The sequence below is a fragment of the Propioniciclava sp. LT294 genome (assembly GCF_059516005.1).
Window position 1 is genome coordinate 1 of sequence record NZ_JCAKNG010000013.1, and the last position, 13,564, is coordinate 13,564.

Genomic DNA, 13,564 nt, shown 5'->3' on the forward strand with positions numbered 1-13,564 from the left:
TGTAGTTGCTCATGACGTTGGTGACGCCCGTCCGGAGGCGTGAGGCTGGGGGTTGGTCACCGGTAGCGCTGTGGGGCCGATGGTAGTTGTAGTGCAGGTTCCAGGTCGCGATCGCTTGGCGTCGGTGTTCTTCGCTGGCCCAGGGGCGGGCGTAGAGCAGTTCGTTGGCCAGGATTCGCTGGTAGCGCTCGACCTTGCCGGTGTGGCGGGGTGTGTAGGGCTTGGTTCGCTGGTGGCGTGCGGCGAAGGAGCAGACGGCGCGGGTGAAGTCGTTGGCGCGGTAGCAGGAGCCGTTGTCGGTGACGATCCGGGTGAACCGGGTGATGCCGTGGGCGGCGAACCAGACGTGGGCGCGGTGGAGGAACCCGATCGCGGTCTTGGCGGTCTCGTCGGGGAGGGCCTCGGTGTAGGCGAGCCGGGAGAACCCATCGACCGCGGAGTGGAGGTAGACGTAGCCGGGTCGAGCGCCACGTGCTTTGGCCTTGGCGGTGGCGCGGGCTGCGGCGCGGGCCTGGTCTGAGTTGATGCCGTGGATGCGCCAGCCGCCGCCGTCGGGGATGCGGCCGACCTTCTTCACATCGAGGTGGATCATGTGTCCGGGCCAGTGCGCGGTGATCGTGCCGGGCTTGCGGAGTGGTTCGCCGTCGACGTCGAGGTGGTCGAGTCGGTGCAGGCCGAGTTTGTGGAGCCAGCGGGTGACGGTCGCGACCGAGATGGTGATGTCGGTGGCTGCGAGTTCGCGCGCGATCCGGCGTGCTGACCACTTGTTCTTCCGCATCAGCGCGATCTGCTCGACCACAGCCGTGGGGGTCTGGGTCGGGCGATGTCGGGGTGCGCTCGAGTGATCGTGGAGGCCGGCTTCGCCGTGTTCGCGGTAGCGGGCCACCCACTTGCCCAGGCACTGGCGTGAGACGCCTGCTTCGGCGGCGATATGGGCGATCGGGCGGTGGCGGCAGCGCAGCACCAGCCGCAGACGGCCCTCGGAGGTCAACGGAGCATTACGGTGGGTCACAGGGCAGGTCCTTCGGATCGGCGACGGTTGTCTTGGTCGACTTCCATCCTTGCCGCCGGGGACCTGCCCGTCCCTCACCGCCTACCGCCGGGTGACACCAACCTCATGAGCCGCAACAGCTAGCCTGCCCTTCGTGAGTCGCATCATTGCCGGACGAGCGGGTGGGCACCGCCTCACCATGCCCAGTCACTCCCGGACGCGGCCGACCAGCGACCTGGTGCGCGAGTCGGCCTTCAACCTCATCGCCGACTGGGCCGGGACGGTCGGGGAGCCGGCCGGTGCGATGCTGGACCGTTTTTCGTTCCTCGACCTTTACGGAGGCACGGGAGCCGTCGCACTCGAGGCGGCGAGCCGGGGGGCCGGCCCGGTCGTGTGCGTCGAGCGGGATCGCCGCACAGCGGCTCTGGCCCGGGGCAACGCGGACGCCACGGGTCTGCCCGTCGAGGTGGTCACCGCCTCCGTGGACGCCTTCCTCGCCGGCGTGTCGCGGACCTTCGACGTCGTCTGGTTCGACCCGCCCTACGACGTGCCGACCGCGACGGTCGAGGCTCAGGTCCGGGTGGTCGTGGACCGCTGGTTGGCGCCGGACGGTCTGGTCGTGGTCGAGCGTTCCAGCCGCGACACGCCGCCCACATGGCCGACATCCCTCACCGACCAACGCAGTCGGCGTTACGGTGAGACAACGCTGTATCTCGCCGCCAAGGAGGACGACGCATGAGGGCGATCTGCCCCGGCTCCTTTGATCCCGTGACCCACGGTCACCTCGACATCATCGGGAGGGCCTCGCGCATGTTCGACGAGGTCTTCGTCGCGGTGGGGCGCAACAGTGCCAAGAACAACCTCTTCACCCCCGACGAACGCGCCGCCATGCTCGTCGACGCCACGAGGGACCTGCCCAACGTCCAGGTCGAGCTGCTCGACGGGCTCTTGGTGGACTTCTGCCGTGAGCGCGACATCGATGTCATCGTGAAGGGCCTGCGCTTCGCCGGTGACTTCGAGTTCGAGGTGCAGATGGCACAGATGAACCACGCGCTGAGCGGCATCGAGACCATCATGTTGCCCACGGCCGCCCGATGGGCCCATCTGAGTTCGACGATCATCCGTGAGGTCGCCAAGCTGGGTGGGGATGTGTCCCAGTTCGTGACACCTGAGGTGGGGGAACGGATCCACGCGAAGACGGCTCACGACAAGCAAGGAGAACGGGCATGAGCAGCACCGTGAACGAGGCATTGGCCGCCATCCGACAGCTCGTGGAGCAGGCCAGGGGCGTCCCGATGTCGTCGAACGTGAAGGTGCCCCGTGCGGAACTCCTCGGGCTGGTCGAGCGGGCCGAGGCCGCGACGTCCGCCGACGCCCCACCCGACCCGACGTCGGTGCAATCGCAGGCCGTCCTGGCGGACGCCCGAGCCGAGGCGGAACGCATCCTCGCCGAGGCGCGTGAAGAGGCCGCGGCCCTGGTGCAGGAGTCCGAGATCGCCCGTGCCGCGGACGCCGAGGCCGAGGCGTTCCGGCTGGAGTCCCAGACGTGGGTCGACAACCACCTCGCCGAGTTCGAGGCCGGCCTGCAGCGGACGCTGGAGCAGGTCGAGACCCTGCGTGACCGCTTGGCCGCACGTTCCCGGGGCGACGAGGTGCCCTGATCCTCGCGCCCCCGACCGAGGGAGTCCGAGGGCGGAGTCCGGTTGGACGATGCCCGGCTAAACAGGTAAAGTGGGGAGTCGGTTATGACGCTGTCGTGCCAACAAGTGAGGGGCCTGCGATGACGAATCGCTCCATCGACCCCCGTTCCGGTCTCGTTTTCGACATCCACGAATTCGGGCACCGTGCGGGCGGGAGCAAAGAGATCGTCTCCGACGTACCTGCACCTGAGGGCATCGGCAACGACGTGATCGGAGTGCCGACCGAGTCTCCGATCCACCTCGACCTACGGCTCGAGGGGGTGGGTGACGGGGTGTTGGCCACCGGCGTCGCTGAGGTTCAGCTGCGCGGGGAGTGCGCTCGGTGCCTGACCGAGATCGAGGCGGACGCCGAGATCGACCTGCAGGAACTGTTCCTCTTCCCGGGCGTGGATCCGGACGACAAGGAGGCCAGCCGTGTCGAGGCCGAGATGATCGACCTCGAACCCGTCCTCAGGGATTCGGCGATGCTCGACCTGCCGTTCATCCCGTTGTGCCGGGAGGATTGCGCCGGGCTGTGCCCCACTTGTGGGGCCAACCTGAACGACGATCCCGACCACGACCACGGTGAGGCCATCGACCCGCGTTGGGCGAGCCTCTCCGGCTGGGATGACGGCGACCAGGACTGAAGCGGGCCGAAGCGCCCCAGATTCGAGGAGTTTGACGTGGCTGTTCCCAAGCGGAAGATGTCCCGCAGCAACACGCGCAACCGCCGCGCGCAGTGGAAGACGTCCGCGCCGCAGCTGGTGACCTGCGCCAACGCCGCCTGCCGTGCGAAGCACCTGCCCCACACCGCGTGCCCGACCTGCGGCCAGTACGGCCCCCGGGCGGCGCGTCGCCAGGTCTTCGAGCTGTGACCGACGCGGCCGCGGGCCGCGTTCAAGACCTCTTCAACGAGCTGGGGATCGACATCGATCCCCAGCTACTTGAGCTTGCCCTGACCCATCGGTCGTGGGCGTACGAGAACGGTGGCAGTCCTCACAACGAGCGCCTGGAGTTCCTGGGCGACTCGGTACTGGGGGTCGTCGTGACCGAGCACCTCTACGTGACGTACCCGGACGAGCCCGAGGGGTGGCTCGCCAAGATGCGCGCCGCCGTGGTCAACACGTACGCGCTCGCCGACGTCGCCCGGGGCCTGGGCCTGGGGTCGTTGCTGAAGTTGGGCAAGGGCGAGATCGGCACCGGTGGGGCGGACAAGGATTCGATCCTCGCGGACGCGACCGAAGCCGTCATCGCGGCAGTGTTCCTGTCGGCTGGGCGTGAGGCCGCCGAGCGGTTCGTGCACCGCCTGATGGACCCCGTCGTCGCATCCGCCTCCGCCGAAGGGCGCTCCACCGATTGGAAGACGGCGCTGCAGGAGTTGGCCGCCGCCCATGACCTGGGAGCGCCGACCTACCAGCACACCTCCACCGGACCGGACCACGACAAGCGCTTCGAGGCCGTCGCCGTCGTCGCGGGGGTGAGGTACGAGGGGTCGACCGCCCGGTCCAAGAAACTGGCCGAGCAGGGCGCCGCGCGCCTGGCCCACGACGAGCTCGCCGAGACTCTGGGCGTCGCTGTGGAGGGCTGATGCCCGAGCTGCCCGAGGTCGAGGTGGTCCGCAGGGGGCTGGAGCCCGCGATCAACGGACGCCGCATCGAAGGCGTCCGCGTGCTGCACCCGCGCCCGGTTCGGCGTCACCAAGCAGGACCGGACGACTTCATCGCCACGCTCACCGGCCGCACGTTCGCCACCCCGCGCCGACGTGGAAAGTACTTGTGGTTGCCACTGGCCGACGGCGACGCCGTGCTCGCACACCTGGGGATGAGCGGCCAGTTTCGTCTCGACGCACCCGACGCGCCACTCCAGCGCCACGCGCGCGTGCTGTTCGACCTCGACGACGGCGTCCAGCTGCGCTTCGTCGACCAGCGCATGTTCGGTGGCTTGTCCGTCTCGGCCGGGGGAGCGGACCTTCCCGGAGAGGTGGCCCACATCGCCCGGGACCTGTTCGATCCCCTGGTCGACCTTCCCGCCCTCGCAGCCCGCGTTCAGACCAGGAACAGTGCGATCAAACGCGTCCTGCTCGACCAGACCATCGTCTCCGGGATCGGGAACATCTACGCGGACGAGGCCCTCTGGGCCGCCCGCCTCGACGGGCTTGCCCCGGCGTCGGGCCTGACAGGCGCCGAGGTGGACACCCTCCTCACCGCTGCGCGTGCCGTGATGGCGGCCGCGTTGACGGTCGGCGGCACGTCGTTCGACGCGCTGTACGTCAATGTGAACGGTGAGTCCGGCTACTTCGATCGCACCCTCAACGCCTACGGCCGCGAGGACCAGCCCTGCCGGCGTTGCGGCACACCGATCATCCGTGAAGCATTCATGAACCGCAGTTCCTATCGCTGCCCGGCCTGCCAAGCACGGAGCTGAACGCTCCTTGTCTGGACCACATGCTCCCCTCAAGGAGCGATGGGCAAGTGATGCGCGTCACGCATCACCGTCGCACGGGCTTGCGTGACGAACCCTTGCCCCGGCGTCGTGCGAGAAATGTCAGCCGGGGCTGTGATCTTGGGAGCATGACCACCCCCTTGCAGGTCCCCGGGCTGATCCGGCGCGTGCGTCGGCAAGCCGATCTCAGTCAGCGCGACCTTGCGGCCCGCCTCGGCGTTGACCAGTCCGTTGTCGCGCGCTGGGAGACCGGGGAATTGTGCCCCTCCCTCCGCGTGCTGGAGCGCATCCTCGCGGTCGGAGGGTTCCGGCTGGCAGTGCTGGTCGTGGCCGAGCAGCACGAGCAGGCCGAGGCGGCTGCTCCCGCTGAGGCGTCCCCGATGCGTCCGGACGCCGTGCGTGACCGCCAGCGCAGACGATTCCCGAGCCACTTGGACGTCCACGACCGGCAGGAGGTGCTGGCCGGCGAGCGGCGTCCCCACGCGCCCGGGCGGGGGCGGCGCGACCGGCTCCGGGCAGCGACCGGGGTGGTCCCCTCGGACCATCCGACCCACCAAGAAATCGTGAGGGCGCGGGCCGAAGTCGCCCGAGAGCGACGCGTGGCCCTCGCCCAGCGCGTACGTCGGCTGCCGGAGTGGACCCCGTTCCCCCGGTCGGAACCATGCAGGTGCCCCGCCCCCTGCTGGCTGGAACCGACCTGTGGGGACGACTGTCCGTGCCGATGCGAGACGCCATCCGTCCCGCGATGGCCGGCTGCGGTCGGAGCCTCCCGGCGTGGAGGCGCTAACCTTGGTCTCTTGTGAGCCCCTCCACGTCGTTCCTCGGCCGCTACGGCCACACTGCACGGCAATTCGTGATGTTCGGGTTCATCGGCGGGGCCGGAGTGCTGGTCAACATGGCAACGGTCGCCGTGGCCAACGCGGTCGGCGTGGGCGTGTTCGGCGTCTTGGACAGGGACCCGTTCATCCCCCTGCCCGGCACGGATCGTGCGCTGCGCTTCTACATCGTGTACGCGGGCCTGGCGTTTCTTGTCGCGAACCTCTTCAACTTCGTCCTGAACCGCTATTGGACGTTCAAGGACCACCACGGGCGGCCCGCGCCGTTCCTGAAGGAGTTCGTGCCGTTCCTGACGGTCGGTGCGGTGGCGCAGTTGATCGGCTTCGTGATCCTGTACATGCTCCGCAACGAGACGTCGCCCTTCTACCTCAGGCACCCCTTCTTCACGTACGACGGCCCTTGGTGGACTCAGAGGCTCTACTGGGCCCAACTCATCCAGATCGTCTGCGTGATGCCGATCAACTTCATCGTGAACAAGCTCTGGACGTTCCGCGCAGTCCGGAAGCGACACGCGCTCACCACCCGGGTGGACGGTGCGCCGCATTCGTAAGGTGGGCGTGTGTACCTCAAGTCCCTGACGCTGCGCGGCTTCAAGTCGTTCGCGTCGGCGACGACCCTGAACTTCGAGCCGGGCATCACCTGCGTGGTCGGCCCCAACGGGTCCGGGAAGTCGAACGTCGTGGATGCCCTGAGCTGGGTGATGGGCGAGCAGGGTGCCAAGACGTTGCGAGGCGGCAAGATGGAGGACGTCATCTTCGCCGGCACCGCGAACCGCGCCCCGTTGGGCCGTGCCGAGGTGAGCCTCACGATCGACAACACCGACGGGGCGCTCCCGATCGAGTACACCGAGGTGACGATCAGTCGCACGATGTTCCGCTCGGGCGGCTCGGAGTACGCCATCAACGGCACCCCTGCCCGTCTGCTCGACGTCCAGGAACTCCTCAGCGACTCGGGCATCGGCCGCGAGATGCACGTCATCGTCGGCCAGGGGCAGCTGGACGCCATCCTGCAGGCCACACCCGAGGTACGACGCGGGTTCATCGAGGAGGCGGCCGGCGTCCTCAAGCACCGCAAGCGCAAGGAGAGGGCGCTTCGCAAGCTGGATGCCACGCAGGTCAACCTCGACCGCCTGACCGACCTCGTCGCCGAGATCCGGCGCCAGCTCAAGCCACTCGGCCGCCAGGCGGAGGCCGCGCGCAAGGCGGCGGTCGTCCAGTCCGAGCTCCGGGACGCCAAGGCCCGCCTGCTCGCCGACGATTACGTCATGGCATCGCTGGCCCTGCAGTCCGACCTCGCCGCCGAGGCCGAGATCAAGGCCCGCCGCCTCGCGCTGGAGGATGCACTGGAGGCCGCCCGCGAGGCTGAGGCCGAGGCTGAGGAGGCTGCCCGCGCCGCGAGCCCCGAACTCAACCGTGCCCAGGAGACCTGGTACGCCTTGGCCGCGCTGCGCGAGCGGATCGCCAGCACCCTCACGATCGCGAGCGAGCGGGTCCGCAACGCCGCGAACACGTCCGTGGACGACCGGCGCGGGCGCGACCCCGAGGCCATTGAGGCCGAGGCCGCCGGCATTCGCGAGACCGAGGAGGCCATCGCAGCCCAGGTCGCCGAGCGGGCCGCAGCCCTGACGCAGGCGTCCGCCGCCCGTGAACAGGCCGAGAAGGCCCACGCGGACGCCGAGAAGCAGTACGCCGCGCAACTCCGCGCCATCGCGGACCGACGCGAGGGACTCGCCCGCCTGGCCGGTGAGGTGAACTCGCTCAGGTCCCGCACCGAAGCGGCGGACGCCGAGATCGAGCGACTCCGTTCCGCCGGTGCCGAGGCCCGCAGGCGCGCCGAGGAGGCCCGCACCACCTTCGCCCGCCTGGAGGCGGAACTCGGCGGACTCACCGAGGGCGAGGAAGGCCTGGACGCCACGTACGAGGCCGCCGAGGCCGACCGGGCCGCCGCCGCCGAGGCGGTGGAGACGCTCCGTACGGACGAACAGCGCGCCCAGTCCGAGCGCGCGTCGATCGCCGCGCGCCTGGAGGGACTCAAGGTCGGACTCGATCGCCGGGACGGGACCGGGGCCCTGCTGGCTGCGTCGCAGGAGCTGTCCGGCGTGCTGGGCTCGGTGGGCGCCCTGGTGCGGGTCGAAGCGGGTTTCGAGGCGGCCGTCGCGGCCGCGTTGGGCGGCGCTGCCGAGGCCGTCGCCGTCACGGGACTGGACGCCGCCGTCGCGGCCTTCGACCACCTCAAGGCCGAGGACCTCGGACGCGCCGGGCTGCTGCTGGGCGGTGCGGACGCCACGGACGACCGGGCCGACTGGCCCATCCTGCCCGACGGTGCGCGCTACGCGCTCGACACCGTCACGGCGGACGCGACGCTGGTCCCGGCGCTGAGTCGCCTGCTGCGCAAGGTGGCGGTCGTGGAGGACCTCCCCGCGGCGCGAGCGCTCGTGGCCGACCTGCCCGACGCCATCGCCATCACCCGCGACGGCGACCTGCTGTCGACGTGGTTCTCGACCGGGGGGTCGTCCGCCCGCCCCAGCCTCATCGAGGTGCAGGCAGCCGTGGACGCGGCGTCCGAAGCGCTGGTCGGCGCCCAGCGGGAGGTCGAGCGGCTCACGTTCGCCCGGGCGTCCGCCACCACGCGGCTCGAGGAGGCGACCGCCCGGACCGAGGCGGCGCTGGCGCGGTTGCACGAGTCCGATGCTCAGTACTCGGCGCTGGCCGAGCAACTGGGGCGGCTCAACCAGGCGGCCCGTGCGGCGATCGCCGAGGCCGAACGGCACGACGCGTCCGTCACCAGGGCGGAGGAGGCGCGCGATCGCAATGCCGAGGCCCTCGCCGGACTCACCGAGCGCCTCCGCGTCGCGCAGGACACCACCCAGGTCTCCGAGGCGGACCCGACCGAGCGCGACCGGCTCGGCTTGGAGGCCGCCCGCGCCCGCCAAGCGGAAATGGAGGCCCGCCTGGCCCTCCGCACCGACGAGGAACGCGCCCGCGCGCTGGCCGGACGCGCAGACTCGCTGCTGCGCGCCGCCCGCGCCGAACGGAACGCCCGAGCCGAGGCCGCGGCCCGCCGCGAGAGGCTGCGCCGCGAGGCTGAGGTCGCCAGGGCCGTCGCCGCGGCGTGCGAGTGGTTGCTGGGGGTCGTCGCGACGTCACAGGAACAGGCGGGCCGCGCCCGCCGCGCCGCCGACGAGCGCCGGATCGAGGCCGATCGCCGGGTCCACGACGCACGCCGGCGCAGCCGCGACCTGGCCCGCGAGTTCGAGGGCGTGGTCGACGTGGCCCACCGTGACGAGTTGGCCCGCGCGGAGCAGCGCCTGCGCATCGAGGCCCTCGCCGGGAAGGCGCTGGACGAGCTGGGGTTGTCCCCGGAGGTGCTGGCCGCCGAGTACGGGCCGGACCAGCTCGTCCCGGTGTTGACCCGCCCGGACGGGAGCGCGCTCACCGAGGACGACGAGCAGCCCGATCCGCGCCCGTTCGTCCGGGCGGAGCAGGAGAAGAGGTTCCGGACGGCGCAGCGGAACCTCGACCTCCTGGGACGGGTGAACCCGCTCGCGCTGGAGGAGTTCGAGGCGATGAGCGAGCGCCACCAGTTCCTGGCCGAGCAACTCGACGACCTGAAGCGCACGCGCGCCGACCTGCTGGGCATCATCGACGACGTCGACGCGCGCGTGGAGCAGGTGTTCGCCGCGGCGTACGCGGACGTGGAGGTCGCGTTCGAGCACTCGTTCGCGCGGTTGTTCCCCGGGGGGGAAGGGCGCCTCGTGCTCACCGACCCCGGCTCCTGGCTGACCACGGGCGTGGACGTGGAGGCCCGCCCCGCGGGCAAGAAGGTCAAGCGGCTGTCGCTGCTGTCGGGTGGAGAGCGGTCCCTCGTGGCCGTGGCGTTCCTCGTGGCGCTGTTCAAGGCGCGTCCGAGCCCGTTCTACATCCTCGACGAGGTCGAGGCCGCACTCGATGACACCAACCTCGGACGCCTGCTCGGCATTTACGAGGAACTCCGCGAGAACAGCCAGATGCTGGTCATCACCCACCAGAAGCGGACCATGGAGATCGCGGACGCCCTCTACGGCGTCACGATGCGGGAGAACGGCGTGTCCACGGTCATCAGCCAACGGCTCCGTGACGCCTGATCCGCGGGCTCGGGCATACTGGCACACCAAGGAGGTGGGCAGATGCTCGTCATGATCTTCGCGATGCTCATCGTGCTGGTGCTGGCTGCCGCGGTGATCGCCGTCGTCGTGATGGGCATGGAGGGCACCGGGCGCGACCAACACCCCGAGATCGCCGACGCCATGGCCAGGACGGCCCGCCACCTGAACGGCGAGGGGGAGCCGCCCCGCGCCCTGGTCGCCGTCTTCGACGAGATGGACGAGGTGGGGGACATCGACGTTCGAGATCTCCCCGCCAAGCTGCGCGCCGCCTCGGCGGCATCGGCCCGGTCGGCCCGTAGCGCATGGTCGGCCTTGTCGGCGCGCTCCGCCGCGTCCGCCAATGCGCCCGAACCAGAGCCGGAGCCGGGGCCAGAGCCAGAGCCGGAGCCAGCGGTGGACGCAGGCGCCGCCCGGGCGATGAGCGAGGCCCTTGCCGCCCCGGTCCCGGAAGACCTCGCTGCGGAGGACCCCTACGGCGTCTGGGGAGAAGCCGGCCCCGAGGCCGAGCACGACGTCCCCGCCTGAGATCCCCCTGACTGCCCCCACTAGGATGGTGGCGTGCTGACCCCCCTCGACCCGCTCGTCTGGATCATCGCCGGCGCCGTGGTGGCGCTTGCCGCGATCCTCACGACCGTCCTCGTCGTCCGCCATCGTCGCGCGCGTGAGCTGACCCGGCAGGACCGCCGCCCCATCGAGCCTCCAGCCGCGTCCGTCGAGGCGCCGGCACCGGACGCCGAGGTCGAGGCCCCGCCCGCCACCGAACCGGGCGTCCCCACCACCGAGCGGCCCGAGGCGGCCGGGACGCGCCTCAGCCGCCTGCGCCGGCGGCTCGCCGGATCCAACAACGTCCTCGCCCAGGCGCTGTTGGGGATCCTCAGCTCCGACAAGTTGGACGCCGACACGTGGGACGACTTCGAGGCGACCCTGATCGGCTCCGACCTCGGTGTCGGCCCGACGACCGAGCTCGTCGAGAACCTGCGCAAGGAACTGGCCATCGATGGTGTCCAGGACCCGGCCCGCGCGCGCGAGGTCCTGCGCTCGGAGTTGGTGAAGCTCGCCGACCCCACCCTCGACCGCACGCTCAACGTGACAGGCAGGAACGGTCTCCCCGGCGTCATCCTCGTGGTCGGGGTCAACGGCACCGGCAAGACCACCACTGTCGGCAAGCTGGCCCGCCTGCTGGTCGCCGAGGGGAAGACCGTCCTGCTCGGCGCGGCGGACACGTTCCGCGCGGCGGCGTCCGAGCAGTTGCAGACCTGGGGCGACCGCGTGGGCGTCGAGACCGTCCGCGGCCCGGAGGGCGCCGACCCGGCGTCCGTCGCCCACGACGCCGTGAACACCGGCGCGGACAAGGGCGTCGACGTGGTCCTGGTCGACACGGCAGGACGCCTCCACAACAAGTCCAACCTGATGGCCGAGCTGGGCAAGATCCGCCGCGTCATCGAGAAGCGGGCCCCGATCACGGAGTGCCTCCTCCTGCTGGACGCCACCACCGGCCAGAACGGTCTCGTCCAGGCCCGGGTCTTCAACGAGGTGACCGACATCACCGGCATCGTGCTCTCCAAGCTGGACGGGTCGGCCAAGGGCGGCATCGTGGTCCAGGTCCAGCGTGAGCTGGGAGTCCCGGTGAAGTTCATCGGCCTGGGCGAGGGCGCCGACGACCTCGCGCCGTTCACCGCCGAGGGCTTCGTGGACGGCCTGCTGGGGGAGTGAGCGGGCCCTCCGCCGACCCGATGTGAGGCTGATGCGCAGGGCGCATCAGCGTCACATCGCCTCGTTCGGCGCCCCACCCGGCCCCCATGGCGGCCAGGGCGACGCCGCGGCCCGCGCCGCTGGCCACCGACCGAGGCGGTAGGCTGAGGCGGCACCGATCCGTCCCGACGAGAAGGCACGCATGTTCGACACTCTCCAAGACCGCCTGCAAGCCACGTTCCGCAACCTGCGGGGCAAGGGGCGGCTCACCGACGCCGACATCGACGCGACCGCGCGCGAGATCCGCCTCGCGCTGCTCGAGGCCGACGTCCACCTCGGCGTCGTCAAGGAATTCGTCGCTGCGGTCAAGGAGCGGGCCAAGGGTGCCGAGGTCAGCGAGGCGCTGAACCCGACCCAGCAGATCATCAAGATCGTCAACGAGGAGCTCGTCGAGATCCTCGGTGGCCGGGCGCGGACGCTGCGGTTCGCGAAGAATCCGCCGACCGTCATCATGCTCGCGGGCCTCCAGGGCTCCGGCAAGACGACCCTGGCCGGCAAGCTGGGCCTGTGGCTGCGCGAGCAGGGCCACACCCCGATGCTGGTCGCCGCCGACCTCCAGCGTCCCAACGCCGTCAACCAGCTCCAGGTCGTCGGCGGGCGTGCAGGGGTCCCGGTTTTCGCCCCTGAGCCGGGCAACGGTGTGGGTGACCCGGTGGGGGTGGCGCGGGCGTCCATCGAGGAGGCCAAGCGCAAGTACTACGACACGGTCATCGTCGACACGGCCGGCCGGCTCGGCGTGGACGCCGAGCTGATGCAGCAGGCCGCCGACATCCGCGACGCGGTCAACCCCGACGAGATCCTGTTCGTCGTCGACGCGATGATCGGCCAGGATGCCGTCAACACCGCCAACGCGTTCGGCGAGGGGGTCGGTTTCGACGGCGTCGTGCTGACCAAGCTCGACGGCGACGCCCGCGGTGGCGCCGCGCTGTCGATCGCCAAGGTGACCGGCAAGCCGATCATGTTCGCCTCCAACGGTGAGGCGCTGAAGGACTTCGACCTCTTCCACCCGGATCGGATGGCCTCGCGCATCCTCGACATGGGTGACCTGCTGACGCTCATCGAGCAGGCCGAGAAGAGCTTCGACGCCGAGCAGTCCCGCAAGGCCGCCGAGAAGATCATGGGGTCGGGCGACTTCGGGCTGGACGACTTCCTGCAGCAGATGCAGCAGGTCCGCAAGATGGGCCCGATGAGCAAGATCCTCGGCATGATGCCGGGGATGGGCCAGTACAAGGACGCGCTGGGTGCCATCGACGAGCGCGAGATCGACCGCATCGAGGCGATCATCTACTCGATGACGCCGGGCGAGCGCGCCAGGCCCGAGATCCTCAACGGTTCCCGCCGCTCACGCATCGCCAAGGGTTCCGGCACCACCGTCCAGGACGTCAACGGACTGGTCAACCGCTTCATGGAGACCCGCAAGATGATGCGGCAGCTCGGCAAGGGCGGGGGCATGCCGGGGATGCCCGGGATGGGTGCGCCGGGTGGCATGCCCGGCCTGCCGGGTCGTCCCGCCAAGCAGCAGGCGAAGAAGGCATCCAAGGGCCGGAAGGGCGTGTCGGGCAACCCCGCCCGCCGATCCGGCAATCCCGCGGCCGCCGCGGCCGAGCAGGCGCGCGTCCCGCAGACCGAGGCCGAGGTGAAGGCCGCGATGGCCGACTTCCAACTGCCGCCGGAGCTGCGGAAGATGTTCGACCAGCAGAACAAGGGCCAGTAGGGACC

14 protein-coding genes are annotated in these 13,564 nt (G+C 70.4%); 13 read left to right on the forward strand and 1 reads right to left on the reverse strand.

Annotation, left to right across the window (positions count from 1 at the left end; translation table 11 throughout):
- Positions 1–1,012: IS481 family transposase (locus AC5YDA_RS13245; protein WP_496189277.1), on the reverse strand; the 1,012-nt coding region annotated here is incomplete at its 3' end.
- A gap of 133 nt (positions 1,013–1,145) precedes the next feature.
- Here AC5YDA_RS13245 and AC5YDA_RS13250 point away from each other — a divergent pair.
- The 13 genes from AC5YDA_RS13250 to ffh all read left to right on the forward strand — a co-directional run bounded on the left by AC5YDA_RS13250 (position 1,146) and on the right by ffh (position 13,559).
- Positions 1,146–1,730: an RsmD family RNA methyltransferase gene (locus AC5YDA_RS13250; protein WP_496190059.1), complete on the forward strand. Its 585-nt coding sequence runs from the start codon at positions 1,146–1,148 to the stop codon at positions 1,728–1,730.
- Positions 1,727–2,221 carry a pantetheine-phosphate adenylyltransferase gene (gene coaD, locus AC5YDA_RS13255; RefSeq protein WP_496190060.1) on the forward strand — a complete coding sequence of 165 codons (495 nt, stop codon included), beginning with the start codon at positions 1,727–1,729 and terminating at the stop codon, positions 2,219–2,221. The genes AC5YDA_RS13250 and coaD overlap by 4 nt, the downstream gene beginning before the upstream one ends.
- Positions 2,218–2,652, forward strand: a complete 435-nt coding sequence (locus AC5YDA_RS13260) for a hypothetical protein (RefSeq protein ID WP_496193109.1) — start codon at positions 2,218–2,220, stop codon at positions 2,650–2,652. Before coaD ends, AC5YDA_RS13260 begins: the two co-directional genes overlap by 4 nt.
- 119 nt (positions 2,653–2,771) lie before the next feature.
- Positions 2,772–3,317 (forward strand): YceD family protein, encoded by a 546-nt coding sequence (locus AC5YDA_RS13265; RefSeq protein WP_496190062.1) that lies wholly within the window; start codon positions 2,772–2,774, stop codon positions 3,315–3,317.
- A 36-nt stretch (positions 3,318–3,353) separates the two neighbouring features.
- Positions 3,354–3,545: a 50S ribosomal protein L32 gene (gene rpmF / locus AC5YDA_RS13270; RefSeq protein WP_496181829.1), complete on the forward strand. Its 192-nt coding sequence runs from the start codon at positions 3,354–3,356 to the stop codon at positions 3,543–3,545.
- Positions 3,542–4,258 (forward strand): ribonuclease III, encoded by a 717-nt coding sequence (gene rnc, locus AC5YDA_RS13275; RefSeq protein WP_496190063.1) that lies wholly within the window; start codon positions 3,542–3,544, stop codon positions 4,256–4,258. Before rpmF ends, rnc begins: the two co-directional genes overlap by 4 nt.
- Positions 4,258–5,094: a bifunctional DNA-formamidopyrimidine glycosylase/DNA-(apurinic or apyrimidinic site) lyase gene (gene mutM, locus AC5YDA_RS13280; protein ID WP_496190064.1), complete on the forward strand. Its 837-nt coding sequence runs from the start codon at positions 4,258–4,260 to the stop codon at positions 5,092–5,094. The genes rnc and mutM overlap by 1 nt, the downstream gene beginning before the upstream one ends.
- A gap of 146 nt (positions 5,095–5,240) precedes the next feature.
- Complete coding sequence (locus tag AC5YDA_RS13285) at positions 5,241–5,915, forward strand: helix-turn-helix domain-containing protein (protein WP_496190065.1); 675 nt, start codon at positions 5,241–5,243, stop codon at positions 5,913–5,915.
- On the forward strand, positions 5,912–6,499 hold the full coding sequence (locus AC5YDA_RS13290; protein WP_496190066.1) for a GtrA family protein: 588 nt from the start codon (positions 5,912–5,914) through the stop codon (positions 6,497–6,499). Before AC5YDA_RS13285 ends, AC5YDA_RS13290 begins: the two co-directional genes overlap by 4 nt.
- Positions 6,500–6,508: 9 nt before the next feature.
- Positions 6,509–10,072, forward strand: coding sequence for a chromosome segregation protein SMC (smc, locus tag AC5YDA_RS13295; RefSeq protein WP_496190067.1), 3,564 nt, complete (start codon positions 6,509–6,511; stop codon positions 10,070–10,072).
- Positions 10,073–10,114: 42 nt separating this feature from the next.
- Entirely contained in the window at positions 10,115–10,618 is a 504-nt protein-coding gene (locus AC5YDA_RS13300) for a hypothetical protein (protein ID WP_496190068.1), read from the forward strand.
- A 33-nt stretch (positions 10,619–10,651) separates the two neighbouring features.
- Entirely contained in the window at positions 10,652–11,806 is a 1,155-nt protein-coding gene (gene ftsY, locus AC5YDA_RS13305; RefSeq protein ID WP_496190069.1) for a signal recognition particle-docking protein FtsY, read from the forward strand.
- 181 nt (positions 11,807–11,987) lie between these two features.
- Positions 11,988–13,559 (forward strand): signal recognition particle protein, encoded by a 1,572-nt coding sequence (gene ffh / locus AC5YDA_RS13310; protein ID WP_496190070.1) that lies wholly within the window; start codon positions 11,988–11,990, stop codon positions 13,557–13,559.
- Positions 13,560–13,564 lie beyond the last annotated feature (5 nt).

Coding starts and splice junctions, on each gene's coding strand:
- coaD (WP_496190060.1), top strand. CDS start 1,727: ATGAGGGCGATCTGCCCCGGCTCCTTTGATCCCGTGACCCACGGTCAC.
- AC5YDA_RS13260 (WP_496193109.1), top strand. CDS start 2,218: ATGAGCAGCACCGTGAACGAGGCATTGGCCGCCATCCGACAGCTCGTG.
- AC5YDA_RS13265 (WP_496190062.1), top strand. CDS start 2,772: ATGACGAATCGCTCCATCGACCCCCGTTCCGGTCTCGTTTTCGACATC.
- mutM (WP_496190064.1), top strand. CDS start 4,258: ATGCCCGAGCTGCCCGAGGTCGAGGTGGTCCGCAGGGGGCTGGAGCCC.
- AC5YDA_RS13285 (WP_496190065.1), top strand. CDS start 5,241: ATGACCACCCCCTTGCAGGTCCCCGGGCTGATCCGGCGCGTGCGTCGG.
- AC5YDA_RS13300 (WP_496190068.1), top strand. CDS start 10,115: ATGCTCGTCATGATCTTCGCGATGCTCATCGTGCTGGTGCTGGCTGCC.
- ffh (WP_496190070.1), top strand. CDS start 11,988: ATGTTCGACACTCTCCAAGACCGCCTGCAAGCCACGTTCCGCAACCTG.